At 62.6% G+C, this 26,072-nt stretch carries 27 protein-coding genes; 16 read left to right on the top strand and 11 right to left on the bottom strand.

Annotation, left to right across the window (positions count from 1 at the left end):
• Position 1: 1 nt before the first annotated feature.
• From E4662_RS20995 to frr, 8 genes are all read right to left on the bottom strand, one after another.
• Positions 2-577 (bottom strand): OmpH/Skp family outer membrane protein, encoded by a 576-nt coding sequence (locus E4662_RS20995; protein WP_136443596.1) that lies wholly within the window; start codon positions 575-577, stop codon positions 2-4.
• Between the two features lies 1 nt (position 578).
• Complete coding sequence (gene bamA, locus E4662_RS20990; protein ID WP_136443595.1) at positions 579-2,987, bottom strand: outer membrane protein assembly factor BamA; 2,409 nt, start codon at positions 2,985-2,987, stop codon at positions 579-581.
• Between the two features lie 148 nt (positions 2,988-3,135).
• Positions 3,136-3,267 carry a hypothetical protein gene (locus tag E4662_RS24440; protein WP_276606319.1) on the bottom strand — a complete coding sequence of 44 codons (132 nt, stop codon included), beginning with the start codon at positions 3,265-3,267 and terminating at the stop codon, positions 3,136-3,138.
• A gap of 79 nt (positions 3,268-3,346) precedes the next feature.
• Positions 3,347-4,690, bottom strand: a complete 1,344-nt coding sequence (gene rseP, locus E4662_RS20985) for an RIP metalloprotease RseP (RefSeq protein WP_136443594.1) — start codon at positions 4,688-4,690, stop codon at positions 3,347-3,349.
• Positions 4,691-4,707: 17 nt separating this feature from the next.
• On the bottom strand, positions 4,708-5,886 hold the full coding sequence (gene dxr / locus E4662_RS20980; protein WP_136443593.1) for a 1-deoxy-D-xylulose-5-phosphate reductoisomerase: 1,179 nt from the start codon (positions 5,884-5,886) through the stop codon (positions 4,708-4,710).
• A 6-nt stretch (positions 5,887-5,892) separates the two neighbouring features.
• A complete protein-coding gene (locus E4662_RS20975; protein WP_136443592.1) occupies positions 5,893-6,672 on the bottom strand; it encodes a phosphatidate cytidylyltransferase in 780 nt (259 codons plus the stop codon).
• A complete protein-coding gene (locus E4662_RS20970; RefSeq protein WP_136443591.1) occupies positions 6,669-7,394 on the bottom strand; it encodes an isoprenyl transferase in 726 nt (241 codons plus the stop codon). The genes E4662_RS20975 and E4662_RS20970 overlap by 4 nt, the downstream gene beginning before the upstream one ends.
• A 60-nt stretch (positions 7,395-7,454) precedes the next feature.
• Positions 7,455-8,021: a ribosome recycling factor gene (frr, locus tag E4662_RS20965; RefSeq protein ID WP_136443590.1), complete on the bottom strand. Its 567-nt coding sequence runs from the start codon at positions 8,019-8,021 to the stop codon at positions 7,455-7,457.
• A gap of 318 nt (positions 8,022-8,339) precedes the next feature.
• Between frr and E4662_RS20960 the strand changes: the two genes are divergently transcribed.
• Positions 8,340-9,302 carry a GlxA family transcriptional regulator gene (locus E4662_RS20960; protein ID WP_168798036.1) on the top strand — a complete coding sequence of 321 codons (963 nt, stop codon included), beginning with the start codon at positions 8,340-8,342 and terminating at the stop codon, positions 9,300-9,302.
• Here the strand turns inward: E4662_RS20960 and pyrH are convergent.
• The gene (pyrH, locus tag E4662_RS20955; protein ID WP_136443588.1) at positions 9,253-9,987 is read right to left on the bottom strand and encodes a UMP kinase; all 735 of its coding nucleotides are present in this window, start codon (positions 9,985-9,987) and stop codon (positions 9,253-9,255) included. The two genes, E4662_RS20960 and pyrH, sit on opposite strands and share 50 nt — an antisense overlap.
• A 130-nt stretch (positions 9,988-10,117) precedes the next feature.
• On the opposite strand from pyrH, the gene miaA reads away from it, so the two are divergent.
• The 7 genes from miaA to E4662_RS20920 all read left to right on the top strand — a co-directional run bounded on the left by miaA (position 10,118) and on the right by E4662_RS20920 (position 18,318).
• Positions 10,118-11,029, top strand: a complete 912-nt coding sequence (gene miaA / locus E4662_RS20950; protein ID WP_420819282.1) for a tRNA (adenosine(37)-N6)-dimethylallyltransferase MiaA — start codon at positions 10,118-10,120, stop codon at positions 11,027-11,029.
• Positions 11,026-11,880, top strand: a complete 855-nt coding sequence (locus E4662_RS20945; protein ID WP_240705276.1) for a helix-turn-helix transcriptional regulator — start codon at positions 11,026-11,028, stop codon at positions 11,878-11,880. The genes miaA and E4662_RS20945 overlap by 4 nt, the downstream gene beginning before the upstream one ends.
• A 232-nt stretch (positions 11,881-12,112) precedes the next feature.
• Positions 12,113-13,786 carry an ABC transporter substrate-binding protein gene (locus tag E4662_RS20940; RefSeq protein WP_136443587.1) on the top strand — a complete coding sequence of 558 codons (1,674 nt, stop codon included), beginning with the start codon at positions 12,113-12,115 and terminating at the stop codon, positions 13,784-13,786.
• 96 nt (positions 13,787-13,882) lie between these two features.
• Entirely contained in the window at positions 13,883-15,019 is a 1,137-nt protein-coding gene (locus E4662_RS20935; protein ID WP_136443586.1) for an ABC transporter permease, read from the top strand.
• 12 nt (positions 15,020-15,031) lie between these two features.
• Entirely contained in the window at positions 15,032-16,474 is a 1,443-nt protein-coding gene (locus tag E4662_RS20930) for an ABC transporter permease (RefSeq protein ID WP_136443585.1), read from the top strand.
• A gap of 241 nt (positions 16,475-16,715) precedes the next feature.
• Positions 16,716-17,348, top strand: coding sequence for a VPLPA-CTERM sorting domain-containing protein (locus tag E4662_RS20925; protein WP_136443584.1), 633 nt, complete (start codon positions 16,716-16,718; stop codon positions 17,346-17,348).
• Between the two features lie 94 nt (positions 17,349-17,442).
• Positions 17,443-18,318 carry an endonuclease/exonuclease/phosphatase family protein gene (locus tag E4662_RS20920; protein WP_136443583.1) on the top strand — a complete coding sequence of 292 codons (876 nt, stop codon included), beginning with the start codon at positions 17,443-17,445 and terminating at the stop codon, positions 18,316-18,318.
• Between the two features lie 27 nt (positions 18,319-18,345).
• Here the strand turns inward: E4662_RS20920 and E4662_RS20915 are convergent, their stop codons facing one another.
• Entirely contained in the window at positions 18,346-18,813 is a 468-nt protein-coding gene (locus E4662_RS20915; RefSeq protein WP_136443582.1) for a hypothetical protein, read from the bottom strand.
• 85 nt (positions 18,814-18,898) lie between these two features.
• On the bottom strand, positions 18,899-19,504 hold the full coding sequence (locus E4662_RS20910; protein WP_136443581.1) for a lytic transglycosylase domain-containing protein: 606 nt from the start codon (positions 19,502-19,504) through the stop codon (positions 18,899-18,901).
• 146 nt (positions 19,505-19,650) lie between these two features.
• Between E4662_RS20910 and ssb the strand changes: the two genes are divergently transcribed.
• The 8 genes from ssb (at position 19,651) to E4662_RS20870 (ending at position 26,014) form a co-directional block, all read left to right on the top strand.
• Complete coding sequence (gene ssb / locus E4662_RS20905; RefSeq protein WP_136443580.1) at positions 19,651-20,169, top strand: single-stranded DNA-binding protein; 519 nt, start codon at positions 19,651-19,653, stop codon at positions 20,167-20,169.
• 237 nt (positions 20,170-20,406) lie between these two features.
• Positions 20,407-21,291: a VPLPA-CTERM sorting domain-containing protein gene (locus tag E4662_RS24360; protein WP_240705275.1), complete on the top strand. Its 885-nt coding sequence runs from the start codon at positions 20,407-20,409 to the stop codon at positions 21,289-21,291.
• Between the two features lie 144 nt (positions 21,292-21,435).
• Positions 21,436-21,777 carry a Lin0512 family protein gene (locus E4662_RS20895; RefSeq protein ID WP_136443579.1) on the top strand — a complete coding sequence of 114 codons (342 nt, stop codon included), beginning with the start codon at positions 21,436-21,438 and terminating at the stop codon, positions 21,775-21,777.
• Position 21,778: 1 nt separating this feature from the next.
• On the top strand, positions 21,779-22,117 hold the full coding sequence (locus E4662_RS20890; RefSeq protein WP_136443578.1) for a Lin0512 family protein: 339 nt from the start codon (positions 21,779-21,781) through the stop codon (positions 22,115-22,117).
• 3 nt (positions 22,118-22,120) lie between these two features.
• Positions 22,121-22,726, top strand: coding sequence for an HAD family hydrolase (locus E4662_RS20885; RefSeq protein WP_136443577.1), 606 nt, complete (start codon positions 22,121-22,123; stop codon positions 22,724-22,726).
• 419 nt (positions 22,727-23,145) lie between these two features.
• On the top strand, positions 23,146-23,538 hold the full coding sequence (locus E4662_RS20880; RefSeq protein WP_136443576.1) for a cytidine deaminase: 393 nt from the start codon (positions 23,146-23,148) through the stop codon (positions 23,536-23,538).
• Complete coding sequence (locus tag E4662_RS20875; RefSeq protein WP_136443575.1) at positions 23,535-24,827, top strand: thymidine phosphorylase; 1,293 nt, start codon at positions 23,535-23,537, stop codon at positions 24,825-24,827. The genes E4662_RS20880 and E4662_RS20875 overlap by 4 nt, the downstream gene beginning before the upstream one ends.
• Positions 24,824-26,014: a phosphopentomutase gene (locus E4662_RS20870; protein ID WP_136443574.1), complete on the top strand. Its 1,191-nt coding sequence runs from the start codon at positions 24,824-24,826 to the stop codon at positions 26,012-26,014. Before E4662_RS20875 ends, E4662_RS20870 begins: the two co-directional genes overlap by 4 nt.
• Positions 26,015-26,072 lie beyond the last annotated feature (58 nt).

Genomic DNA, 26,072 nt, shown 5'->3' with positions numbered 1-26,072 from the left:
GTTACTGATCGTCTTCGGGCGCGGTTTCCAGCGCCGATCCGTCCCCGATCCGGTCGTTCATCCGTTCGATCACCAGCGCCGTGACGTCCACGTCCGGCAGCGCATCAATCACCGCCCGGCGTTCGAGAATGACCGCCGCGCCGCTGTCGAGCAGGATTTCGCGCAGGATCGGCTGCACCACCTGGATCATCCGGCGCCGCGCCTCTTCGGGGCGCGCGCTGACGGCGCGGGCCTTGGCATCCTGCTCATCGCGCATTCGCTGCACCTTGGTATCAAACGCATTCGCCAGGGTCCGGAAATCCTCCACGGCAAGGCTCGGGCGCTGTTCGGTCAGCAGGCGTTCTTCTTCAGCCAGTTCGGCTTCGATCCGGCGGTTTTCCGCAGCCAGTTCCGCCGTCGCGCTTTCGATTTCCACGATGGTCCGGCGGCCAAAGGCGCTTTCGGTGAACACCCGGTCCAGCGACACCACAAGCACCGTGCTCTCAACCACACCGGTGCTCAGCGGCCCGCCCAATTGCTGCGCGCTTCCGGCCAGAGGCCAGATCCCCAGCACAAGGCAGGCCAAAAGCCGGATCATGTCAGAACTCGGTGGATACGGACAAGTTGAAGTTCAGCGGCTGGTCGCGCTTTTCCTTCTTGATCGCCTCAGAGAAGTTCAACCGCAGAGGGCCGACAAAGCTGTCCCAGAAGATCGAGACCCCCACCACGTGGCGGTCGCTGAAGTCATCATAAAGCACATTCGAGCCGGCAACACGGCTATCGTAACCCCAGACAGAGCCGATGTCATAGAACACGCCGCCCGTGATGCCGTATTCTTCCGGCAGGCCCAGCGGGAACTCCGCCTCAAGGCTAAGGACTGCGTAGTAGTTCCCGCCAAGCGAGTCGTTGATATCCGTGCCAGGAACGAACTCACGCGGACCAATGCCGCCGTATTCAAAGCCTCGCATGATGTTCGGGCCAACCTGGAAACGGTCGGAGACACGGCCTTGTCCTTTGGAATAGCTTAGGGCGCCGCCTTCGAACCGGGCGCGCAGCGTGACTTCCTCATTGAAAATCTTCGTCTGAGCAATCGCTTTGACCTTGGTGCGAATAAAGTTGCTGTCCCCTCCGACACCGCCGAAGTCTTGGCCAAACTCAAGCAGAACACCGGCGTTCGGGTTAAGACCGGTGCGGCGGGTATCGTAGCTGTAGGTATAGCCAACCGAGCTGTCGAACCGCTCGCCCTGCGCCAGTTCAGCACCGATTTCAGCGCCAATCAAAGCGTCGGTGTTGTCGGCCATCGGTGCGTAATTGTAGACCACAGAGTTGTCGTTGTTGGTCAAATTCGAGTAGCGCAGCGTATAGCGCAGCTGCAGGCGGCCATTGTCCGACACCGGGAAAGCGATCGACGGCTGGAACACCCCTTCGGCCGTGTTGTAGGCCGTCGAGGTCAGATTGGTTTCTGCGTAGTTCAGCGAAAGACCAAACGCCAGATCGCGCCCAAGGAAACGAGGCTCCACAAAGTTCATCGAGTACCGGTTCGCGTTTTCCCCGGTCTGGATGCCAAAGCTGAACGCCTGACCCCGGCCAAGGAAGTTGCGCTCCGAGAAGCTGATCGACGCGCCGAAACCGCCTGTCGTGGAGTAGGATCCGCCAAAGCTCAGCGAGCCGGTCGGTTTTTCTTCGACATCCACGTCCACGATCACCTGGTTCGGGGTGGAGCCTTCACGGGCCTGCACGTCTGCCTCGCCAAAGAAGCCAAGCGCGCGGATGCGCTCGGCGCTTTCGCGAATGGCGCGCGGGTTGAACGGATCCCCTTCGGCCACGGTAAACTGTTCGCGCACCACGCGGTCCAGCGTGGTGGTGTTGCCTTCGATGTCGATGCGCTCGACAAAGATGCGCTCGCCGCGCGTCAGCATGAGCTCGACATCCAGCGTCAGATCGCGGTCATTGCGGGTGATGCGCGGCACAACCCGCACGAAGTTCAGCCCTTCCTGGATCGCCAGCCGCTCAAGCCGGGCGATCTCGTTCTCGACCTTGCTGGGCGAGTAGGTCACGCCGCTGCGCAGCTTGACCGCCTTTTCGAAAAGCTCCACGTCCACGTCCGGCAGATCGGAGTTCACCAGAACTTCGCCCACGTTGAACTGCTGACCTTCCTCGACATTGAACGTCACGAAATAGCCGTCGCGCTCTTCGGACAGTTCCGCATTCACCCCGGTCACGCGGAAATCCACATAACCGCGCGAAGAATAGAAATCGTTCAACAATTGCTTGTCGAACTCGATCCGGTCTTCGATGAAGGTGTCTTTCTTGATCACCGCGCGCAGCAGGCCGGCCTGCTTGGTGTCCAGAACCCGGCGCAGACGGCGGTCCGAATAGGTGCCGTTGCCGGCAAAGCCGATGCGCTCGATCTCGGAGACACCGCCTTCAAAAACCTCGAACACAAGGTCAACGCGGTTGTTGGACCGGCGGATCACCTTGGGCGAAACCCGTGCGGCGATGCGGCCCTGCTGAGAATAGGCTTCCGAAATGGCCTGCGCGTCGGCCTCGGCCTGACGCGGGCTGAACACGCGGCGCGATTGCGATTGGACAATGGACGACAGGTCCTCGTCCTTGATCCGCTTGTTGCCTTCAAAGTTGATGCGGTTGACCGTCGGGTATTCAACCACCTTGATCAGCAGGCGCGAGCCCTGCGGGATCAGCTCGACGGATTCAAAAAGACCGGAGCCGACAATGTTCTGATAGGCGTCGTTGAGCTGGGCGGCGCTGACCGCCTGCCCGCGCGCAATCCCGGCGTAAGACAGGATGGTGCTGCCTTCGATTCGATTGTTGCCCTCGATAGAGACGGAGCTGAACGAGAAGGTCTGCGCATATGCAACCTGAGGGACAACTGTGCCGCTCACACCTGCGCCCAAAGCCACGGCAATCAAAGCCGCCTTTGACGCGGTGGAAACACGATGAGCCTTAATACGGGTGTGCGCCGCGCGCGCAGAAAAACGCTTTGCCATGATAGCCAATCCACTCCGACCTGTCTTGCAGAGTCAGTATCGGGATTGGGCGGGGTTGTCAAAAGCCGAAGACCCGTAATGCCACCAGATGTAGCGGTATCTTTACGGATCGGCGCAAAACGGCCTGCGCAGCCGGCTTCGCGATGAATTACACGAGGAAGGCGCCCAGGTAGGCCCCGAAGAACAGGGCAAAGACGATGGTCGCGATATAGAGCAGCGTGTCCCAGTTGATCGAGACGAGCAGGCTCATGCTGCGGTATCCGGCGTGAATCGTTTGCATGGATTCGGTCCCTTTGCTTACAGGACCGTTCTGACAGAGAAATAGGGCAGGATTTTGACCCCTGCCCCGTTCATTGTCCTCAGTGGCAGAACAAATCGTTGCTCAGACCAAAGATCATCAACGCCAGCACAACAGTCAGGCCAATCGACATCAGAACGCGCAGCGCCTGATCGCTGGGTTTGCGGCCCGAGATTGCCTCGTAGGCATAAAAAACAAGGTGTCCGCCGTCCAGAACCGGGATCGGGAACAGGTTGAGCAGGCCAATCGCCGTGGACAGCACCGCGATAAATCCGATGAAGTCGACAAGGCCAAGGCTCGCCATGTCCCCGGCGGTCTGCGCAATGCCGATTGCGCCGGACAGGTTGCAGCTGCTGATCGCGCCCGTCGCCATGTGCCACAGGCCCGATAGCGAGCCATGGATGACGGTGCCGACCTGCCGCGCCCCGGCTGTGAGCGCCTCACCAAAGCCAATCGATTCCATCGCCGGTTCGAACAGAATGCCGTTGCCCAGACCGATGCGATAAACGGTGCGGAAACCGCCCTCGTCCTGAGGCTCGTCCACCCGGCGCGGGATCAACGTGCGGTTGAGCACCTCTCCGTTGCGCCAGATTTCCAGCTCCGCCGGTGCGCCGCCGGAATTCTCGATCACCTCCGGCAGTTGGTTGAAGGCGAAGACGTCTTGTCCGTTCAGCTTGGTGATCACGTCACCCACCTGCAGCCCCGCATCCATCGAAGCCGAGCGCGGCGCCACGCTGCCGACGATGGGCGCGAGGAAATACGGCCCCTGCACGGTCATTTCCCGCCCCTCACGCAGCACGCGATAGTCCAGCTGCGGCTCGAACGGCAGGTTCGCCATGAAAGCGTCATAAGACGTGCGATCATCGGCGCTTGGCAGGGCTTTCCCGGCAATAGCGAGGATCTGATCGCCTTCCTGCAACTCCTGCACAAAGGGCAAGGGTTTCAGCTCCGAGACCACCAGCGGATCCGCTGTCTGGCCGCGATAGAGGAAAATCCCGGCGAAAATCACCAGCGACATCACGAAGTTGAACAAAGGCCCCGCCGCAACGGTCGCGGTGCGCGCCCAAAGCGGTGCGCCGTCCATAGTGGTGCGGCGGTCGTGCTCTGAAATATTGTCGTAGACCTCGGCGTCGCGCCCGCCCGAGGGGTTCGCATCGCCGCGGAACTTCACGTAGCCGCCAAACGGGATGGCCGCGATCTGCCATTTCGTGCCGTCGCGGTCGTGTTTTGACCAGATCACCGGCCCGAATCCGAGCGAGAAAACCTCCGGGTAGATCCCGGATTTCTTGCCGACGATGTAATGGCCGTATTCATGGATGGCGACGATGACGGACAAGGTCACGATGAAGAACGCGATTGTCCAGAGCGAGCCGCCGAACATCGGCACCAGCGTGGTGAATTCCAAGGTCTTGCCCCTTTTCCCTACGGTCCGTCGCGCATGATCTCGCTGGCATGCTGCCTTGCGAGATGGTCCGCGTGAGCGACGTTATCAAGAGTAACTTCGGCATCAATAAGGCCACCAGTGGCCGAAAAGCGGGTTAACGCTTCCTCAACAACCCCGGCCATCCGGGGGAAGGAAATGCGCCCTTCGATGAACCCATCGAGCGCCGTTTCCTTCGCCGCATTGAACACCGCCCCGCTCAACCCGCCGGTTTCCATCACCTCCCGCGCGAGCCGGAGTGCAGGCCAGCGCATCTCGCAGGCTGGCCGGAAGGTCATCTGCCCGAGCGTGACCAGATCAAGCCGTTCGACCGGCAGCGCCCGACGCTCCGGGTAATGCAGGGCAAAGCCGATGGCGTGCCGCATGTCGGGCATCCCCACATGCGCCATGAGCGCGCCATCGTTGAAGCCGACCAGCGCATGGATCATCGATTCCGGGTGCACCACGGTTTCGATCATGCCGGGATCAATGCCAAAGAATTCCTTCGTTTCGATTAACTCCAGCGCCTTGTTGAACATCGACGCCGAGTCGATCGTGATGCGCTGGCCCATGTCCCAATTGGGATGGGTCGCGGCCTGCGCAGGTGTCGCCTTCTCCAGGTCTTCCAAAGGCCAGTCCCGGAACGCACCGCCCGAGGCGGTGATGACAATCCGTTCCACCGCCGTCAAATCTTCACCGATCAGCGCCTGAAACACCGCCGAGTGTTCGCTGTCCACGGGCAAGAGCGTGCCCTGCCCGTCCCGCGCGGTCTGCATCATGAGCGGCCCGGCGCAAACCATGCTTTCCTTGTTCGCCAGCGCCAGCGCCGCGCCGCCCTGCAAGGCGCGCAAACCCGGCTCAAGACCCGCAGCGCCGACAATCGCCGACATGACCCAATCCGCTGGCCTTTGCGCGGCTTCAATCAGCGCCGCGCGCCCCGCCGCCGCCTCAATGCCGCTGCCTGCAAGCGCCTCGCGCAGCGCAGGCAAGGCGCTGTCCTCGGCCACCACGGCCACATCCGCGTTCAAGGCAATCGCATCGCGCGCCAGCGCCGCAACGTTGCGCCCGCCGGTCAGCGCCACAACGTCATAGCTCTCAGGCGCCCGCGCGATCAGATCAATCGTGCTCTGCCCGATCGAGCCCGTCGCCCCGAGGATGGATATGCGCCGCTTGTCGTTCATGTCCGATCAGAGCAGCGCCGTGACAAGCGCCAGCACCAGCATCGCGCCGACAACACCGTCAAACCGGTCAAGAAACCCGCCGTGTCCGGGAATGAGATTCGAGCTGTCCTTGATCCCGGCCCGCCGTTTCAGCGCGCTTTCGGCGATATCGCCAAGCTGCGAAGCAAAGGACATGACCATCGCGGCCAGCCCCATCAGCGCGCCGTCGAACCAGGCCAATCCCGCCCAGAGCCCAAAGACCCCCGCCGCCAGCCAACCGGCAATGACGCCGGACCATGTCTTCTTCGGGCTGACCTTGGGCCAGAACTTCGGCCCGCCAAGAATCCTCCCGGCAAAATAGCCCGCAACATCGGTCAGGATCACCACGCCCAGCACCGTCACCAGCAGCAACTCGCCAATGCGCCAGCCGAGCAGGGTCACGATCAGAATGCCGGTCAGCGCCACCGCCGCCGCATAAACACCTGTAATCCCTCGATCTTTCCCGGAAGCAAAGCCCGCAACGCCGCCAAGCACCAGCGCCAGCAACAGATCGAGACCGAGCACCGGCATCATCTGTTGCCAGCCGCGTACCAGCACCGCCACGGCCACCAGCGCCGCCAAAGCCAGCGGAGCGGCAGGCCAGCGCGTCCCCTGCATCCGGCTCAACTCCCAGATCATCGCGCCGGTCGCGCAGGCCACCAAAGGCACAAACAGGACCGGGCCAGAGAGGAACGCGCCAATCGCTACGCCCAGCATGACAATCGCCGACAAAACCCGCGCCCGCAGATCAGACCACTGCGCGCTCATGTCTTCACCGCCCCGAACCGGCGGTCGCGTTTGCCGTATGAGCCCACAAGCCGCCCAAGCTCCTCTGCCGAGAAATCCGGCCAGAGCGTGTCGACAAACTCATATTCCGCATAGGCGGACTGCCACAAAAGGAAGTTCGAAATCCGCGCCTCGCCGCTGGTGCGGATCACCAGATCAGGGTCGGGCAGCACATGGGTGTCGAGATATTTCGGCAGGGTTTCCTCATCCACATCCGCCGGATCAAGGTTGCCATCCGCCACATCCTGCGCCAGCCGCTTTGTCGCGCGGGCCACCTCGTCGCGGCCGCCGTAGTTCAAAGCAATCGTCAGGTTGGTCCCGGTGCAATCGGCGGTCAGTTGCTCCAGCTCATCCATGAGCGTGGTCAGCTTGTCATCAAGCCGCACCCGGTCTCCGATGAACCGCACCTGCACGTTCTGCTTCTTCAGCGCCCGGGCCTCTTTCGAGATATAGCGGCGGAACAGGCTCATCAGCCCGGCCACCTCCACCTGCGTGCGTTTCCAATTCTCCGTCGAAAAGGCAAAGATCGTCAGGTACTTGATGCCAAGATCAGGGCAAGCCTCCACGACCTCCCGCACCCGTTTCGCCCCGGCGTGGTGCCCGAACAGACGCGGCCGCCCGCGCATCGTGGCCCAACGCCCGTTGCCATCCATGATAATGGCCACATGGCGCGGACCATCGGTCTCGCGGAGGGGTTTGTTCATTGAGCTATCCTTGCACAAGGGCGTTTGGGACGGGCGCGCGGGCGGCGCCCCGGTCCCGGATCAGACCTGCATGATCTCTTCTTGCTTGGTCTCAAGCGCGGCGTCGACGTTCTTGATATATTCGTCGGTCAGCTCCTGCACTTCCTGCTCCCAGAACTTCTGGTCGTCCTCGGACATGCCGTCGGACTTGGCCTTCTTGATCTGGTCCATGCCGTCGCGGCGTACGTTGCGCACCGACACGCGGGCGCTTTCCGCATATTGGCCGGCAACCTTGCCCAGCTCGCGGCGGCGCTCTTCGTTCAGTTCCGGGATCGGCAGCATGATGATTGTGCCATTGAGCTGCGGATTGATGCCAAGACCGCTTTCGCGGATCGCCTTTTCCACCTTGCCCACAAGCCCCTTGTCCCAGACATTCACCGTCACCATGCGCGGCTCCGGCACGTTCACGGTGCCCACCTGGTTGATCGGGGTCATCGCGCCATAAGCGTCGACCATCACCGGGTCGAGCATGGAGCCGGAGGCGCGGCCCGTCCGCAGCGACGCAAATTCGGTCCGCAGGTTGGCAATCGCGCCGTCCATGCGGCGTTTGAGATCATCGGTATCAAGCTCGAAATCTTCTCCGGACATCTGCCTCGTGTCTCCCCTGTTCAAGAACCGCCCGGCCTGGGCGGCGTCAGTCGCACCTGCTATACCCTTGCAAGGCCTGTGTTGTATAGAGCATGGGGCGACAAGGAAAACCGGAAAATCCGTGCAGATGCCCCGCAGAGCGGCACAATCGGGCCATCCCTCTTCAATTCACACCGGCCTGTAGAGAATTCTCCCGACTGTCCTCAAAACGCCCGATATCATGCGGAAAATTCCGCGCGATCAAGGGAATCTTCAACTTTCTGGGCGATCACCCGTGCCGGGGCTTCCCGGATGGACCGGGTTCGGAAAGGGCTTGCCATGATGATTGCCATCGTGCTTTGCGCGGATGCGCCCGCGCTCGATCTTGCGCTGGTCCGGCATGTCCTGAACGCGGTGGACGACAGCGCCGGGCGCGCCCTCGTCACGGTGCAGATCCGCAGCGCCACGGGCCTGCCGGTCACGCTGTCAGACGGGGCCACGCGGGTGCCGGATGAAACCGGCTGGGACAAACCCGAAGGCTTTGACCTTGTCCTTATTCTGTCAGGCCCGGCGCCGCTAAATTTCCTCAGCATGGGGTTGCGCGGTTTTCTGCTGCGCGCGGCGCGCTCCGGGGCAACGCTCGGCGGCATTGGCTGCGGCACCCATGTTCTGGCAGAGACCGGCCTGCTCAAAGGGCGCGAAGCGGTGCTTGCGGGTGATCTCAGCCGCTACGCAACGCCGCTCTGGCCGGACATCGCCCGTTCGGACGCGGATTTCGTTGTGGAACGCGACAGGCTCACCGCCAAGGGCGGGCTGACCGTGACGCAGGCCATGCTCGCCTGGTTGTCTGCGGCCATCGCGCCGGATCTGTTCGCGGACGTGTCCCGCCGATGTTGCCGGGGACCGCAGGGCATCGCGCCCGAGCCTGTGATTGATCCGGTGCTGCGCCGGATGCGTGCGGTCATGGCGGCCCACATTGATGCGCCCATCCCGCTGACCGCCATCGCGCATCACTTGGACATGAGCGCCAAACAGATGCGCGCCCGCTGTCAGAACACAGAAGGAAAAGGCCCGGCGCAGGTCTATCTTGAACTGCGTTTGGACCGCGCGCGGCGATTGGTGCATGAAACCGGGCAATCGGTGCGGGAGATCGCCGCGGCGACGGGGTTTGCCTCCCCGTCTTCCTTCACGCGCCGTTACAAGGCCCACTTTGGCGAGACGCCGCGCGACTGGCGCGGCACGCAGGCGAGGATCAGCCGTGCACCCGCGTATAGGTCCCCTGCCCCGCAAGAATCCCTTTGAACCCGCCCGGCTCATCGAGCGGGAAAACAATGATATCGAGGTTGTTGTCTCGGGTCAGCGCAATCGCAGAGGCGTCCATCACCTTCAGGTTCTTTGCCAGAACCTCGTCAAAGGTGATCTCGTCAAACCGTTTGGCGTCCGCATGTTCACGCGGATCTTTGTCATAAACCCCGTCCACCCCGTTCTTGCCCATGAAGATCGCCTCGCAGGCCATTTCATTGGCGCGCAACGCGGCGGCGGTATCGGTGGTGAAATACGGGTTGCCGGTTCCGGCGGCGAAGATGCACACGCGTTTCTTCTCAAGGTGACGCACCGCGCGGCGGCGAATATAGGGCTCGGCCACCTCATCCATGCGAATGGCGGTGATCACGCGGCAGAACACACCCATGCCTTCGAGCGCGGACTGCATGCCAAGCGCGTTCATCACCGTGGCCAGCATCCCCATGTAATCCGCCGTCGTGCGCTCCATCCCCTGCGCGCTGCCCGCCAGTCCGCGGAAGATGTTGCCGCCGCCGATCACCAGGCAGATTTCCACGCCCATGTCGTGTACCGTCTTGATTTCATTTGCAATACGCTGAACGGTTGGCGGGTGCAGGCCAAAGCCCTGATCGCCCATGAGCGCCTCTCCCGAGATCTTCAACATGACCCGCTTGAACTTGGTTTCCGGCGTGGCTGCTTCGCTCATGTTGCGCTCCGTCTTGGCTGGGGGATATGATCGCGCCATGTTTGGCGCAAAACCGTCGCGGCTGCAATGGCCGATGCCGGGATGCGCCGGGCTTTGGGGCAGGACGACAGGGTGGAGCGGGACGCAAGGCATGGCAGTCTCTCACATGAACGCCGCGCGCGCGGTGGCGGCCGGGTTCGATCCGGCGGGCCACGTGTTGATCGCGGGCCCCACGGCGAGCGGTAAATCCGCGCTGGCGCTGGCCCTCGCGCAGGATCAGGGCGGTGTGATCGTCAATGCGGACGCCATCCAGGTCTATGAAAACTGGCGCATTCTCACCGCAAGGCCGTCCGAAGAAGAAGAGCGCGCCGCGCCCCACGCGCTCTATGGGCACATCCCCTATGACACGCCGTATTCCGTCGGCGACTGGCTGCGCGCGGTGGCTGATCTGATGCGTTCGGGTGAGCGGTTGATCATCACCGGCGGCACCGGGCTTTACTTCACCGCGCTGACCGAAGGGCTGGCGGACATCCCGCCGACGCCGCCGCAGCTGCGCGCCGAAGGCGAGGCTTTCCTGAAAGACGCCGGTCTGGACGCGGTCTGCGCTACGCTCGACAGTGAGACACGCAGCCGGATCGACGTGCAAAACCCCGCCCGCGTCATGCGCGCCTGGGAAGTGTTGCAAACCACCGGCAAGGGTCTTGCGCAGTGGCAGGATCAGACGCCGCCGCCGCTTTTGCCACTGGATCGTGCGCAAACTGCCCTGTTTGATGCACCAAAGGACTGGCTGACCCCGCGTATCGAGACCCGTTTTGACAAGATGATCGCGGCCGGTGCCTTGGATGAGGCCCGCGCCAACCGCGCCACTTGGTCGCCCGATCTGCCCTCCGCCAAGGCCATCGGCGCGGCGGAACTCATCGCCGTGCTGCGCGAAGACATGAGCCTGCAACAGGCCACCGACCGCGCCACCATCCTGACCCGGCAATTCGCCAAGCGCCAACGAACCTGGTTCAAGGCCCGCATGAAGGCCTGGTCCCGCATTCATCCCGGAGATCTGGCATGACGGGCGTCCCCACCTTCCTGCGCAAGGCCATGCCGCCTGCCCCGGCACCGAAAGGTCCTGTCAGCTGCGGCTCCTATGCACTTGCGGCGCAGGGCGCGGACTGGAAATTCGCGCTTCAGCATGATCGCGACAAGAACTTCCTGCTTTGGGTCACGCGCGGGCAAGGCCGGGTGATCGTCAACGGTGTGCGCCGTGGCGTGTCGATGCACAGCGCGGTGTTCCTGCCTGCGGGCACGCTGTTTTCCATCGAACTGCCGGGCACCGCGCAGGCGCTTTACGTCGAGAGCCCGCCGGACATGACCAGCACTTTCCCGCACACGCCGCTGCATCTGCGCATTCGCGACGGGCTGGCCCAGGCAGAGCTGACCGGCACCATCGACACCATCTCGCGCGAGCTGGCGCAGCGCCGGGCCTATCTCGATGAGGCGATCACCGCGCACACGGCGCTGCTCGCCGTCTGGATGAACCGACAGGTCAGCGAAGGCGCGCTCGACGCCGCCCAAGAGACCGCCGCCACCCGGCTTGTGCAGCGCTATGCGCAGCAGGTCACACGCGATTTCGCCACGTCGAAACTGATGGCCGACTATGCCGACGCACTTGACGTGACTCCGACCCATCTCACCCGTGTTTGCCGCCAGAGCTGCGGCAAGACCGCCGCCGATATCCTGACCGAGCGCAAGCTGCACGCGGCTCGAATCGCCCTCGCCCGGCCCAAGCCCGCGATCCAGCAGGTTGCCCGCGATCTCGGCTTTGCCTCCCCGGCCTATTTCACCCGTTTCATTCAGAATCATACAGGTCAGACGCCCTCTGCCCTGCGCCGGCGTGCGTCAAATCGGGACCGCTCTGCCTAGGGGCCATTTCGCGCGCATTCCCCTTGCGCAACCCGGCGTGGTCGTTTTTGAATGATGTGAATGTCGCAATTAGACAATGAAAAGGCGAATCCGAACATTGACGCCGGGCTCCAAACCATGCGCAATGACACCGACAAAAGATCAGGCGGCGGCGGGTCACGGGGAAACCGGCTGGCAATGCCTGACCAGAAAACAAAATGAAAACAAAATAATGTGTCACAGGGAGAACAGAATGACGCAACGCACCCACGCCAACCGGAGGCATCCGGTCGCTCAGATGTACGCGGAAGAATTCAAGGCCGGTCAGATCGACCGCCGCGAGTTCCTCGCCCGGACCACCGCGCTCGGCCTGACCGCCGCTGCCGCCTACACGCTGGGCGGACTTGGTGCTCCGGCGCAGGCCGCAGGCCATGCACAACGCGGCGGCACCATCCGCATGCAGTCCGAGGTCCGCGCCCACAAGGACCCGCGCACCTATGACTGGACCCAGATGGCCTATGTCACGCACGGCGTGATCGAATACCTGATCGAATACAACTCCGACGGTACTTTCCGCGGCATGCTGCTGGAAGGCTGGGAAGCCAACGAGGACGCCACCCAGTTCACACTGAAAGTCCGTCAGGGCATCAAGTGGAACAACGGCGACGATTTCACCGCCGAAGACGTGGCACGCAACATCGAGCGCTGGTGTGACAAGGCGGTCGAGGGCAACTCCATGGCCGCCCGTATGGCCTCGCTCGTGGATGAAGCGACCAGCAAGGCCCGCGACGGCGCGATCCAGGTGGTCGACAGCCACACGGTTCTGCTCACCGCCAGCCAGCCGGACATCACCCTGATCCCGGGCATGGCGGATTATCCGGCGGCGATCGTGCACTCGTCCTATGATCCGACGGCGGATCTGTCGACGCTGGTCGGCACCGGCCCGATGAAGATCTCCTCCAACGAGGTCGGCGTCAAAGCGGTCATCGAAAAATCCGGCCACGAATGGTGGGGCGATGCGGCGCTGGAAGGCGGCGGCTGGTTCATCGATACGCTTGAAATCATTGACTACGGTCAGGATCCGGCAGCCTGGGTTGCCGCGGCAGAAGCGGAAGAGGTGGACGTCTTCTACGAAACCGTGGGTGACTTCATCGACATCATGGACGGCCTTGGCTGGCAGAACTCGAACATTGCCACAGGCTCGACCATCGTCATCCGTCCGAACCAGCTGGCCGAAGACGGCGATGGCAACAAGATCTACGGGGACAAGCGTGTCCGTCAGGCGCTCGCCATGGCGGTGAACAACGATGTCTGCCTTGAGCTGGGCTATGCCTCGCGCGGTGTTGGCGCGGACAACTGCCATGTTGGCCCGGTCCACCCGGAGCATGACGCCTCCGTCGGCCGCCTGCCCTATGATCCCGCCAAGGCCAAGGCCCTGATGGATGAAGCGGGCATGGGTGACTTCGAGCACGAAGTGCAGTCCATCGACGATGACTGGCGCAAGAACACCACCGCCGCGGTGGTGGCCCAGCTCAACGATGCGGGCATCAAGGCGCGTCACACGATCCTCCCCGGCTCGACCTTCTGGAACGACTGGACCAAATACGCCTTCTCCTCGACCAACTGGAACCACCGCCCGCTGGGTACGCAGGTTCTGGCGCTGGCCTACAAGTCCGGCGAGGCGTGGAACGAGTTCGGCTTTGCCAACGAAGAGTTCGACACGCTGCTGGCACAGGCCAACTCCATCGCGGACGCCGATGCGCGCCGTGAAGTGATGGCCAAGATGCAGGCGATCCTGATCGACGAAGGTGTGACGATCCAGCCGTACTGGCGTTCGCTCTACCGTCACTCTGCCCCAAGCATTGTCGGCGCGGAGATGCACATCGCGTATCTGCCGCAGGCCTACAAGTGGAGCGTGGCGGGCTAAGCCGTCTCATCGAGAAGGCCGCGTCTTCGGGCGCGGCCTTTTTTCCAGAAGACCGGGCAGCAAACCCGGCAGCCAACGCCACCAACAGGGGCCATCATGGGACGTTTCATCCTGCGCCGGACGGGGGTGCTTATCCTCACCGCGCTTTGCCTGACTTTCATCGTCTTTCTTCTGACGAACCTTTATCCGAACCTCGAAAAACTCGCCAAGTCCGAAGGCAACTTCCGCATGGCCGACCACGAGGTCGCCACCTTCCTGTCCAACAACGGCTACCGGTCCGCGCTTGACCCGGACTTCCTCGCAAAGGTGCGCAGCGGTCAGGCCACGGACGAAGAGATCGAGGCCGGCATCAACACCGGTTTTGACGCACGCATCTTCCGCAACTACGGCGAATGGCTGGGCATCGTGCCGGGCTATGTGATCGAAGGCACCGACGGCACCACCCGCGCCCGCTGCGCGACGCCGGGCATGGACATCGCCGACGCGCCGAGCTTCTGCGGCATTCTTCAGGGGTACTGGGGCTGGTCGACGGTGTTCAAGGATGAGGCAGGCTCGATCATCGGCACCCGTCTGGCCCTGACTGGCAAGCTGATGTTCTGGGTGATGCTGCTGATGGTGCCCTCCGCGCTGATCATCGGCGTGCTGGCTGGCATGCGCGAAGGTTCCGCCACGGACCGCAGCCTCTCGACCGTCTCCATCACCACCACGGCAACCCCCGAATATGTTTCGGGCGTTTTGTTCATCGCGGTCTTCGCCTCTTCGGCCGTTGGCCTGAAATGGTTCAAGGGCACGGCAACCTCCGCCATGGACAACGCCACCTTCGAGAACTTCTTTCTGCCGGTGCTGACCATCGCGCTTTACGGCATGGGCTATATCGCCCGCATGACCCGCGCCTCCATGGCCGAAGTCATGACCGCCCACTACGTGCGCACCGCCCGGCTCAAAGGCGTCTCCTTCCGCAACATCGTGCTGAAACACGCGCTCAGGAACGCGCTGATCGCGCCGTTCACGGTGATCATGCTGCAGTTTCCATGGCTGCTGAACGGCGTGGTGATCGTCGAGACCCTGTTCAATTACAAAGGCTTTGGCTGGGTTCTGGTACAAGCCGCCGGGAACAATGACATCGAACTTTTGATGGGCGTCTCCGTCGTGTCGGTCTTCGTGGTGCTGGTCACCCAGCTGATCTCGGACATCGGCTACGTTTATCTCAACCCGCGCATCAGCGTCACCTAAAGGAGGCTCCCCATGGAAAAGCTCACATGGACCGGCAGCCTGGGCGCTGTCCTCGACCCCATCTTCATGATCCTCGTTCCGGTCTTCCTGACCGTAATCATCCTGCGCGTGGTGCTCTCGTTCTTTGAACCGGACGTGGGCATCCAGCCCAACCCCGACGGCACCGCCAATGCCACCGGCGGCATCTGGGGGCTGACCCGCACAGGCTCGAACTGGCTTGGCCTTGCCATGCTCGTGCTCCTGCTCGCCTATCTGGTGATCGGGGCCGTCATGGGCACCGGCGCGGGCATCATCGGCGGCATCAGCCAGCAGTTCCTGCCGGTCTGGATCGCGCTGATCGCCACCTTTGCGGTCTCGATCCGCTACAAGACGCGGCTCGGCCTTTACGGCAAGCTCTTCGATTCCGTCATTGGCATGATCGGTTTTGCTTTGGTGATGTTCTGGGTCTACACCGCGCTCTTCACCGGGCTGTTCGACTTGGTCTCGACCCATGACCCGCTCAGCCAGGTCTCGTCGATGAAGAACAAGGTCCCCGGCACTCCCGTGGCCCGCGCCGATGAGGGCACCTACCCCTATTATCTTCTGGGCGGTGACAACCTCGCACGCGATGTCTTCTCGCGCATGGTCAAAGGCTCGCTCGTGGTCATGGCCATCGCGCCGCTGGCGACGCTCTTTGCCTTCATGGTCGGCATCACGCTGGGCCTGCCTGCGGGTTACTACGGCGGCAAGCTGGACACCTTCCTGTCCTTCCTCGCCAACCTGATCCTCGCCTTCCCGGTCATCCTGCTGTTCTACCTTCTGGTAACGCCGGAGATCGTGGCAGCAGGTCTGCCGCAATACATGGCGGTGGTGCTGTTCTTCTTCCCGTTGGTGTTCATGGCGGTGCTGATCCACTCGCGCTATCGCACGCAGCCGAAAAAGAACTACACCTGGCTCGCCATCACGCTGATCCCGATGTTCCTGATCTACGCCGCGTCCATCAATGCGGACGGCTCCAAGATCACCTTCTGGCCGCTGGATTTCTTCGACATTCCCGGCGGTATCCTCGTGGTCTTTGTCTCCGTGGTGTTTGTGAACTCGCCCACCGTGTTCCGCATCGTCCGGGGCCTCGCCATGGACATCAAGACGCGCGATTACGTCTCGGCGGCGCAGACGCGTGGCGAGCGGCCGTGGTACATCATGCTGTGGGAGATCCTGCCCAACGCGCGCGGGCCGCTGATCGTCGATTTCTGCCTGCGGATTGGCTATACGACCATCCTTCTGGGCACGCTCGGCTTCTTCGGCCTCGGCCTGCCGCCGGAAAGCCCGGACTGGGGGACCACGATCAACGACGGGCGGCGCCTGCTGTCGATCTACCTGCACCCGGCGCTTGTCCCCGCCATCGCGCTTTTGTCGCTGGTGCTGGGTCTGAACCTGCTGGCGGACGGCCTGCGCGAGCAATCCATCCGCGATTGATCCGCGCGTCGAAAAGGAAAAAACCGAGGCGCTCTTCCGCGCCTCGGTTTTTCATGTCAGCGCAGCGTTTTGTGGCTTCGTTTATCGCCGCCACGCCCGGTACGGGCTGAAAAAGCGACTCCAAAATATAGCTTAACGTGCAGTGGATACACCCAAGCACACGCTTGGGTATAGACTTGTTGACATCCTCGCGAAGTCACCGGACCGTAAAGCTGAATTGAAATTCTCGGGGGGATTTTCCATGAAACTTTTGAAGTCAGTTGCGATCGCAGCTGTTCTGAGCCTGTCATCAGTCGCGGCGCAGGCGGCCACGCTTGTCGGAACCGGCAATTTTGCCACCACCGGTGATCTGACCATCGTAGACGATGGCGGCACCATTCTGGAGTTCCTGGACTACACATCAACCCAAGGCATGACCGTCACCACAGCCTTGAGCACCTTTGGATCGGCGGGGTTCACGCTGGTCAACGGGAGCCAGATGTCCGCGCTCTTCGATGCTTTCGGCATGATTTACGATTTCTTGCCGGGAGGTGTGCTTGACATGACGACACCGGGCTACGTCACGCCCACCGAGTCCTCGGCCTTCACCTCTTACCTCGGCACCACATTTGAGGACGCAGCGATCTTGACGTTTGCCTCTGAGAAAGCCGTCAGCGGCTACGGCTTCTTGTGCACATCTCCCTCCGGATCGGCCTGTGGTCCAGACACGCATATTGCTGACACCGCTCATCACATTGGCCAGTTCTATTCCGGCATCGCCCTAGTGCGCGCCTCCGCCGTCGCCCCCGTCCCGCTCCCCGCGGGCGGTCTGCTTCTGCTGACCGGTCTCGCCGGACTGGGCCTTGCGCGTAAGCGTCGTCAGATGCGCGGCTGAGAATAACTCTCCACAAACGTGCAATTTCCTGTACGCTACAACCGGGGTGCCATTCCGCATCCCGGTTTTGTGCGTTTCAGGGAGGAAATTTGCCATGCCGTTTGTTTTTGCCACATTCAACACCATGTGGCTCTTCGACAATGAAGAGCCGCTCAAGCGCTGGGGGCTGCGTCTGCCCTCCGGCGGGCTTGCCGAAAAGATCGAGCTTGTCGCCAAGGCGATCATGTCCATAGGTCCCGAAGGCGGCCACGGCCCGGACATCATCGCCCTGCAGGAGGTCGAGGGGCAGGTCACACTTGGCCCATTGCTGGCCAAGCTGCAGGAGCTCGGCTCGCCGCTCAAACACATCTATTGCTCGGACACGCTGGATCCCTTCACCGGCCAGAATGTCGCCGTGCTCAGCGCCACCCCCGCCTCCATTCTCCCGGTCACCCGGCTTGATCAGACCGCCGTGGCTTACGTGGATGCGGGCGAGCGCGAGAAGATGGGATCGCTGGGCAAGTTCCTGCGGGTTGATATCGAGATCGACAACACCGTGCTGACCATCTTCAACTGTCACCTGAAATCGCGCCGGGGCGGCACCGAGCAGACCCGCCTTTTGCGCAATGTTCAGGCGCAGATCATGCGCGATCTTTCAAGGCCACGGGTGGAACAGGGCTCCATGCGACAGCCGTCCTTCACGCTGATCTGCGGTGATTTCAACGATGAGCCGCGCAGCCAGCCGATCAACATCATGGCGGGCAAGCTGGACACCAGCTACAACCTGATCTCGGCCACCACGGAACTGCCCGTGGATGAGCAGCACACCTACACTTACGACGGCAAGAACCAGCAGCTCGACCACATCCTGCTGTCGAAGTTCACCCATGACCGTATGACCGAGGCGGGCTTCACACGCGTTGACGAGGAGACCTCCGATCACGATGCGGTCTGGTGCGCGCTGGACCTGACCTTGCCGCCGCCTGCGTGAGGCAAGGGCGCGCGCCAATCCTAGGGATCACGCGCGCGCCTGAAACGCCTGAAACGCGGGTTTCAACTCTTCGCGGCTGCGGACCCCTTGCAGAACGTCCTGCACGCTGCCCTGCCCGTCCATGAGCACCAAGGTCACATGCGGCAACCCCAAGCCATTGGCAAAGGCCGCGCCATCTTCGGTCCGGATATTGGCAATCACATATTGAAGGCTTCCGTCCTCGAAACAGGTTAACGCCTTGCGCGTATTGCGTTGCAACTGCGTACATTGGTTGCAAAGAGGATCGTGGATCTGAACGACGCTCGGCAGCCCGTTCCCGATGCGGGACAGATCGTGTTCATGCTGGGTACGGCTGACCGCCGAGCTGCCCCACCATCCGGCGCCGCCGAGCACCAAAAGCCCGGCCGGTCCCAGAACCAGCGCGCGGCGAGACAGCCCCTTTGCCCCCTGCGCCGTTTCGGTTTGTTTCGTGCGTTTTCTGGTTTTACGTGCCATGCGCCTGTCCCCTCTTGTTAAGGGCAAGCGTAGCACCGGTGCCGCGGGATCCCTGATCACCGCTGGTCACAGTCCGGTGAGGGCGTTACGAGCCCCAGATCTTCTTCACGTAGTTTTTCGTCTCGCGGTAAGGCGGCACGCCGCCGTATTTCTTCACCGCGCCGGGGCCCGCGTTGTAGGCCGCCAAAGCCAGACGCCAGCTTTTGAAGGTGGCATACTGCATCTTGAGATAGCGCGCCCCGCCTTCGAGGTTCTGGCGCGGATCATGCGGGTCCACCCCAAGCTGGCGCGCCGTGCCCGGCATCAGCTGCGCGAGACCAATCGCGCCTTTGTGCGAGCGGGCCTTGGGTTTGAAACGGGATTCCTGGTTGACCAGCCGCAGGAAGAGATCCTCCGGCACGCCATGTTTGCGCGCGGCGGCGCGGGCCATTTCGATGTATTCGCCCTGATAACGGCCGCGATACTTCGGCAGGTTGCCATCGAGAACGCCATATTTCGTAGGTGTAATCACGCTTGGCGGCTTGAGCCGGACCGAGCTGTTGTACTGCTCGGCGGCGCGGCTATCGAGCACCTTGGTCTGGCTGGAGAAGATCCGCAGACGGCCCTGCGAGGAAATCTGATCGGCAATCGACGGCCCCGGCATGCACAGCAGCGCCGCCCCGACCAACAGACTAATTATCCCCCGACCCATTCTGATGTCCTCAAACGCTCACGCACAAAATCGCCTGCACTATACCTATTCACCCGGATTTGGCTACCCGCCCCGTTCCGCTTGCCCGCGCGCTGGTATAGGCTGCGGCAAATATCTGCCGACAAGATTCGAAGGGAAGAGAGTGCATGGCCGGTTCAGTGAACAAAGTGATCCTTGTGGGCAATCTGGGGCGCGACCCGGAAGTCCGCAGCTTTCAGAACGGCGGCAAGGTTTGCAACCTGCGCATCGCGACCTCTGAAAACTGGAAAGACCGCAACACCGGGGAGCGCCGCGAGCGCACCGAGTGGCATTCCGTTGCGATCTTCAACGAAAACCTCGCGCGTTTGGCGGAGCAATATCTGCGCAAAGGCTCCAAGGTCTATATCGAGGGCAAGCTGGAAACCCGCAAATGGCAGGACCAGAACGGCCAGGATCGCTATTCCACCGAAGTGGTGCTGCGCCCCTATGCTGGCGAGCTGACCTTCCTCGACAGCCGTGAAGGCGGCGGCGGTGGCGGCGGCAACTTTGGTGGCGGTGGCGGCGGCTACGACGACCGCGGCGGCGACTATGGTGGTGGCGGCGGTGGCGGTTATGACGACCGCAATTCGGGCTCCGGCCCGTCGCGCGCCCCGGCCCGTGACATCGACGACGAAATCCCGTTCTGATTCACTCGGGTCAGCAAAACAGAGACAAAGGGCGGCGCGTGCAGACGGGCCGCTCTCTTTTTTGGTGAGTTTCATGCGCACCTTTCGTCCCTGACTGGTTTTTCAGCCACAATTTCCGTTACGTCAACAAACTGTTAACCACGATTAACCCGCTACAATTGTGGCAAAAATGTGTTGGCGGTGGTAACGGTAATGGGCTCGCCAGACGGCGGGTCAGACCGAACCCGGAGTTAAGCAATGCATTTGACTACATCCCGCCTTCTGGCTTCCCTTGCCTTTACGGCGCTTTTGCCCGCGGCAGCTTCGGCGGCGACCTTTACGGCGACCGCGCTGCTCAGCGTCGAGCAGGAAATCTCCGTCACCGGCGCTGGCGATCCGAATTATCAGGATCCGGGCACCGGCGATTACATCTTCTTCGATGAGTACCGCCGCATTCTGACCGAAGAGGCCACGGTCTGGGACCCCTCGCAAATTCCGGCTGCCCCGCCCGTGACCGGCGATCCCTTCAATATCTCCAGCACCGGCACCATCCTTCTGACCTTCGGCCTCGATACCGATGATTTCGACCCGGCCCAGTTCCAGTTTGGCACCTACAATCCTGAAACCGGCTCCGGCGCGGTCAGCGTTGGCAAGCTGGACATGGGTGTGACCGCGAACATTTCCTATGATGTCGGGGGCGGCAGCGTGTCGTCCTTCACCGGGGTCTACAATGTCTACGCCAGCAACAACTTCGACACAGGCAATCCCGGTCTCGGCACGATTGACGTGCTCTTCATCGAAATCCAGAACTCGACCCGCCTGTCTGATGGCTCGACCTCACGGATTTTCTCCGCTGCGGGCTTTGACGGCACCTATTTCGAAAGCCTGACTGCAAGCAGCGAACTGGATCTGACCGCGGCCTTCTTGTCCTACCTCGAAGTACGCCACTCTAACAACGGCATCACCAGCGGCGGAGATATCGTGCCGCTCTTCGATGAGCAGATCAACGGCTTTGGCGCGGGCTTTTCCTTGTCGTCCACCGGCGGTGGCACCACAGCCCCGGTTCCACTTCCGGCGGCCCTGCCGATGCTGCTTGCAGGTCTTGGCGGTCTGGCCTTCGTGCGTCGCCGCCGCAAGAGCTGAACACCGGCTAATCGGAAAACCAAAGCAAAGGGCGCCGCATCTGGCGCCCTTTTTCTTATTCTGGGGCGCCCCCTTCCGGTTTGACATCCCCCCATCCGCCTGTTTCCCTGCCCGCAATCGCGTATCGCAAAAGGCCCCGATCCTATGCCAAAAAGACTCCTCACCGAATTCGGCATGGGCACCTCCCTGCGCCGTCAGGACTATACCCAGGCCGCCTGCCGCGCCGTGGAAAACGCGCTGTGGCACAATTCGATCAACCTCGCCGAGCTCTTTGGCAAGGACAAGTCCGACATGCGGATCACTGTGGACGTGGGCGTGCAAGCCCCTGACAAGGTTGACAAAGATAAAGTCGCCGCCGTCTTTCCTTACGGGCAGGTGACGGTCAACGCGGTCAAAGGCGGGTTGGACGCGCCGCGCCCCGATGGGGATGGCAATCCAACCGTCATGGCCAATGTCGCCATTTCCGTCGCGCTGGAGGGCATCTGACATGCAGCGTTTCATCATCGAAATGGGTATGGGCAATGATCTGCACGGGCAGGATTACCAGAAGGCCGCCGGGCGGGCGATCGAAGACGCGCTGCGTCATTCCTCGATCCCGCTTTTCGGCGCGCTTGACATGCCGCACAGCGCAATGGAGGTGCGCGTGACGGTGGCTGTGCAGGAGCCGGACGCGCTCGACTGTGCCGCCCTTGCCAGCGCCCTGCCCCGTGGCACCGCATCGGTCAAGGCGGTCCACGGCGGGCTCAACATCACCAACCCGGACAGCGGCGAGATCACCGTCATCGCGCAGGCCGCCGTCGAGGCCTTCCTGCCGTTTCAGGGGTAAGCCATGCAGCCCGATCTGATCGTCTGGGATTTCGACGGTGTCCTGAACGCCAACATGCGCGACGGGCGGATTTTCTGGGCCGATGACATGAAGGCGGACCTCGGGATCGATCCATCGGTCTTTACCCACGACATGTTCACCGCGGGCGATTTCAAGGCGATCATCCGCGGCCGGGTGGATCTGCTGGAGCATGTCTCGGACTGGCTGGCGCGCAATGATTTTGCGATCAGCGGCGCGGCTTTCCTGCGCTACTGGTTCGAGAAGGACGCGCATCCGGATGCCTGGATGCTCGGCCACATCGAAGCGCATCCGGCGCGGCATGTAATCGGCACCAACAATGAGCACCACCGCTGCGCCTATATCGAGGACGAGATGGGCTATGCGGATCATGTCGAACGGGTGTTTTCCTCCGGGCGCATGGGTGCGGCCAAGCCGGACGCGGGTTTCTTTGCCCAGATCGAGCGCTGGGCCGGGCTTGCGCCGTCCCGGATCCTGCTGGTCGATGACGTCGCCGCCAATATCGCCGCCGCCACCGCACGCGGCTGGCAGGGGTTTCATTTCACCGACCAGACACGGGATGGGCTGCCGGAACGATTGGGGCTGGCGTAAAGCAGCAAAGACTCTTGCCAGCAGCGCCTCCGCAGGTTCGCACCCGGCCTCGAGGGCGGGTTACACTCAAAGTGCAGTATTGGCCCCACGGCTCCCACGTCGGGTCACTTCAAACCGGAACGCCACTTCGCACCCGCCCTGGGGGGCGAGGTCGGGTGCGAACCGGACCGCTTCGCGATCCGGTACAAACTGTCTCAGGCTATTCCAAAGAGTTGCCGTTGTGCATACCGGATTGCTGCCGCGGCTTCGCCCGAGACATCCCCAATCGCGCGGCCGAACTGGATCTTATCCCCGGGCTTCGCCCGAGAAATCCTCAAACGCTCCACTGGAGCGTTTGACGCTGCGCGCACAGGATTTCTCCCCCTTGCATTCAGCGGCCCCGCTTCGCAACATGGCCGGACCTGCCAGGGAGATCAGAAATGTCATTGTCCGACGCCGCCCGCGCGGCGCGCGAAAACGCCTATGTTCCTTACTCGAAATTCAAGGTCGGGGCTGCTTTGCGCACGTCCTCTGGCGCGACTCACGTGGGCTGCAATGTCGAAAACGTCGCCTATCCCGAAGGCACCTGTGCGGAAGCGGGCGCAATTGCGGCCATGGTTGCTGCCGGTGAGACCAAAATCGAAGAGATTTACGTCATTGCCGACAGCCCTGAACCGGTGCCGCCCTGCGGCGGCTGCCGCCAGAAAATCGCCGAGTTCGCCAAACGCGAGGCCAAAGTGACACTCGCCACCACCGACGGCAAGGAAACCGTGACCACGGTCGCCGATCTGCTGCCCGGCGCGTTCAACCCGGACCATATGGAGCGCACATGACCGACGCCCGCCGGATTATCGCGCATCTGCGCAAGGGAGAGTCTGTCCCTGCAAGCGATTTGCGCTGGTTTGCCAAAGGTTTGGCCGATGGTACCGTGTCGGATGCACAGGCCGGGGCCTTTGCCATGGGGGTCTGCCTGCGCGGGCTCAGCGAAGAGGGCCGCGTGGCGCTGACACTCGCCATGCGCGATTCCGGCCATGTGATGACCTGGGACCTGCCCGGCCCTGTTGCGGACAAGCATTCCACCGGCGGCGTGGGCGATTGCACGTCGCTGGTGCTGGCCCCGGCGCTGGCCGCCTGCGGCGTTTACGTGCCGATGATTTCCGGGCGCGGGCTTGGCCATACGGGCGGCACGCTCGACAAGCTCGACGCCATCCCGGGCTATGCCACAGCCCCGGACGAGCGCCGCTTTCGGCAGGTGGTCAAAGATGCGGGCTGCGCGATTGTCAGCGCCTCCGCAGAAATCGCCCCGGCGGACAAGAAACTCTATGCCGTGCGCGATGTGACCGCGACGGTCGAAAGCCTCGATCTGATCTGCGCCTCCATCCTGTCGAAGAAACTCGCGGCAGGGCTGGAATCGCTGGTGCTGGATGTGAAATCCGGCTCCGGGGCTTTCCTGAAAACCATGGAAGAGGCCCGCGCGCTCAGCCGTGCCATGGTAGACACCGCCAATGGCGCAGGCTGCAAGACCTCTGTGCTGATCACCGGCATGGACGAGCCGCTCGCCCCTTCGCTGGGCAACGCCTTGGAAGTTGACGCCGCCATGTGCGCACTGACAGGCCGCGACAGCGGGCCGCTCTATGAACTCTCTATCGCGCTGGGCGCCGAGGTGCTGGCCAATGTCGGCATCAAAGATGGCGAGGCCAAGATGATCGAGGCCATCGCCTCCGGCGCGGCGGCAGAGCGCTTTGGCAGAATGGTCTACGGGCTTGGCGGGCCGATCAACTTTGTCGAGGACTGGCGGCGCTTCATGCCCGAAGCCCCGGTGATCCGCGCGGTGGAGGTCGACACCCCCGGCACCGTGGCCTCGATTGATGGCGAAGCGCTGGGGCTGGCCGTGGTTGCCTTGGGCGGCGGACGGCAGGTCGAGAGCGATCAGATCAACCCGATGGTGGGCCTGTCGGAAGTTACCCGTCTGGGCAGCAAGCTGAACAAAGGTGACGTGCTCTGCCGCATCCACGCCGCCCGGCTTGAAGAGGCCGACAAGGCGGAGGCCACGATCCGCGCCGCGATCCGCTTTGGCAAAGCGCCGAAAGGCGACGCCCTGGTGCGGGAGCGCATCGCGTGAGCCGCGCGTTCCTGATTGTCATGGACAGCGTCGGCATCGGCGGCGCGCCGGATGCGGACACCTATTTCAACGGGGATCGCCCGGACAGTGGGGCCAACACGCTGGGCCATATCGCCGAATGGTGCGCGGCAAAGCGCCCCGAAGGCCCGTTGCGCGTGCCGAACATGGCGCGGCTCGGGCTGTTCCATGCGCTAAAAGCCTCGGATGGCATGGGCACACCCGAAGGCACGGCACAGGGCCGTTGGGGCGTCGCGCGCGAGGTCTCCAAAGGCAAGGACACCCCGTCCGGCCACTGGGAAATCGCCGGTCTGCCGGTGCCGTGGGACTGGACCTATTTCCCCAAGACCGTGCCAACCTTTCCGCCAGAGCTGACCGAGCGCGTCTGCGAGATCGCGGGCGTCGATGGTGTTCTGGGCGATTGCCACGCCTCCGGCACAACCATTATCGCGGAACTTGGCGCAGAGCATATACGGACGGGCAAGCCGATCTGCTACACCTCCATCGACAGCGTTTTTCAGATCGCCGCCCATGAGGAGAGCTTTGGGCTGGACCGGCTGCTTGACCTGTGCGAACGGCTCTCACCGATGCTGCACGAGCGCAAGGTGGGCCGCGTCATTGCGCGCCCCTTCATCGGAGAGCCGGGCGCGTTTGAGCGCACGTCCAACCGCCACGACTATGCCATTCGCCCGCCCAGCCCGGTGCTGACCAATTGGGTTCAAGACGCAGGAAGACACGTCTATGCCATTGGCAAGATTGGCGATATCTTCTCCATGGAAGGCATCGACGAGGTCCGCAAAGGGCCGGACGCCACGCTCATGGAGCACCTGTCCGATCTGGTGGAAGACGCCGTGGACGGCTCGCTCACCTTCGCCAATTTTGTCGAGTTCGACAGCCTCTATGGCCACCGCCGCGACGTGGCGGGCTATGCGGCGCATCTTGAGTGGTTCGATGCGGAACTGGGCAAGCTGCTGCCGCGCCTGCGGGAGGGCGACATGCTCCTGATCACCGCCGATCACGGCAACGATCCCACTTGGACCGGCACCGATCACACGCGCGAACAGGTGCCTGTTGTGATCGCGGGCTGCGGCGCGGGCGATCTGGGCACCTTCGGTTTTGCAGACATCGCCGCCAGCGTTGCGGCCCACCTCGGCGTTCCGGCGCAGGGACCCGGGCGATCTGTTCTGTGAGCCTTCCCCCGGCGGATGCGTTTTGATATCCGCCGTCAAATTGTGCCGCCAAGGATTC

The sequence above is a fragment of the Pacificoceanicola onchidii genome, assembly GCF_004804335.1.
In the GTDB taxonomy this organism is placed as follows: Bacteria; Pseudomonadota; Alphaproteobacteria; order Rhodobacterales; family Rhodobacteraceae; genus Pacificoceanicola; species Pacificoceanicola onchidii.
The sequence above is the reverse complement of the archived record's forward strand: the minus strand, read 5'-3'. Positions and strand labels throughout refer to the sequence as shown.

Coding starts and splice junctions, on each gene's coding strand:
- E4662_RS20930 (WP_136443585.1), top strand. CDS start 15,032: ATGGAAAAGCTCACATGGACCGGCAGCCTGGGCGCTGTCCTCGACCCC.
- E4662_RS20975 (WP_136443592.1), bottom strand. CDS start 6,672: ATGAGCGCGCAGTGGTCTGATCTGCGGGCGCGGGTTTTGTCGGCGATT.
- E4662_RS20935 (WP_136443586.1), top strand. CDS start 13,883: ATGGGACGTTTCATCCTGCGCCGGACGGGGGTGCTTATCCTCACCGCG.
- E4662_RS20910 (WP_136443581.1), bottom strand. CDS start 19,504: ATGGGTCGGGGGATAATTAGTCTGTTGGTCGGGGCGGCGCTGCTGTGC.
- E4662_RS20895 (WP_136443579.1), top strand. CDS start 21,436: ATGCCAAAAAGACTCCTCACCGAATTCGGCATGGGCACCTCCCTGCGC.
- E4662_RS24440 (WP_276606319.1), bottom strand. CDS start 3,267: ATGCAAACGATTCACGCCGGATACCGCAGCATGAGCCTGCTCGTCTCG.
- E4662_RS20995 (WP_136443596.1), bottom strand. CDS start 577: ATGATCCGGCTTTTGGCCTGCCTTGTGCTGGGGATCTGGCCTCTGGCC.
- E4662_RS20890 (WP_136443578.1), top strand. CDS start 21,779: ATGCAGCGTTTCATCATCGAAATGGGTATGGGCAATGATCTGCACGGG.
- frr (WP_136443590.1), bottom strand. CDS start 8,021: ATGTCCGGAGAAGATTTCGAGCTTGATACCGATGATCTCAAACGCCGC.
- bamA (WP_136443595.1), bottom strand. CDS start 2,987: ATGGCAAAGCGTTTTTCTGCGCGCGCGGCGCACACCCGTATTAAGGCT.
- ssb (WP_136443580.1), top strand. CDS start 19,651: ATGGCCGGTTCAGTGAACAAAGTGATCCTTGTGGGCAATCTGGGGCGC.
- E4662_RS20920 (WP_136443583.1), top strand. CDS start 17,443: ATGCCGTTTGTTTTTGCCACATTCAACACCATGTGGCTCTTCGACAAT.
- E4662_RS20960 (WP_168798036.1), top strand. CDS start 8,340: ATGATGATTGCCATCGTGCTTTGCGCGGATGCGCCCGCGCTCGATCTT.
- E4662_RS20945 (WP_240705276.1), top strand. CDS start 11,026: ATGACGGGCGTCCCCACCTTCCTGCGCAAGGCCATGCCGCCTGCCCCG.
- dxr (WP_136443593.1), bottom strand. CDS start 5,886: ATGAACGACAAGCGGCGCATATCCATCCTCGGGGCGACGGGCTCGATC.
- E4662_RS20915 (WP_136443582.1), bottom strand. CDS start 18,813: ATGGCACGTAAAACCAGAAAACGCACGAAACAAACCGAAACGGCGCAG.
- miaA (WP_420819282.1), top strand. CDS start 10,118: ATGGCAGTCTCTCACATGAACGCCGCGCGCGCGGTGGCGGCCGGGTTC.
- E4662_RS20875 (WP_136443575.1), top strand. CDS start 23,535: ATGACCGACGCCCGCCGGATTATCGCGCATCTGCGCAAGGGAGAGTCT.
- E4662_RS20940 (WP_136443587.1), top strand. CDS start 12,113: ATGACGCAACGCACCCACGCCAACCGGAGGCATCCGGTCGCTCAGATG.
- pyrH (WP_136443588.1), bottom strand. CDS start 9,987: ATGAGCGAAGCAGCCACGCCGGAAACCAAGTTCAAGCGGGTCATGTTG.
- E4662_RS20880 (WP_136443576.1), top strand. CDS start 23,146: ATGTCATTGTCCGACGCCGCCCGCGCGGCGCGCGAAAACGCCTATGTT.
- E4662_RS24360 (WP_240705275.1), top strand. CDS start 20,407: ATGCATTTGACTACATCCCGCCTTCTGGCTTCCCTTGCCTTTACGGCG.
- E4662_RS20970 (WP_136443591.1), bottom strand. CDS start 7,394: ATGAACAAACCCCTCCGCGAGACCGATGGTCCGCGCCATGTGGCCATT.
- E4662_RS20925 (WP_136443584.1), top strand. CDS start 16,716: ATGAAACTTTTGAAGTCAGTTGCGATCGCAGCTGTTCTGAGCCTGTCA.
- E4662_RS20885 (WP_136443577.1), top strand. CDS start 22,121: ATGCAGCCCGATCTGATCGTCTGGGATTTCGACGGTGTCCTGAACGCC.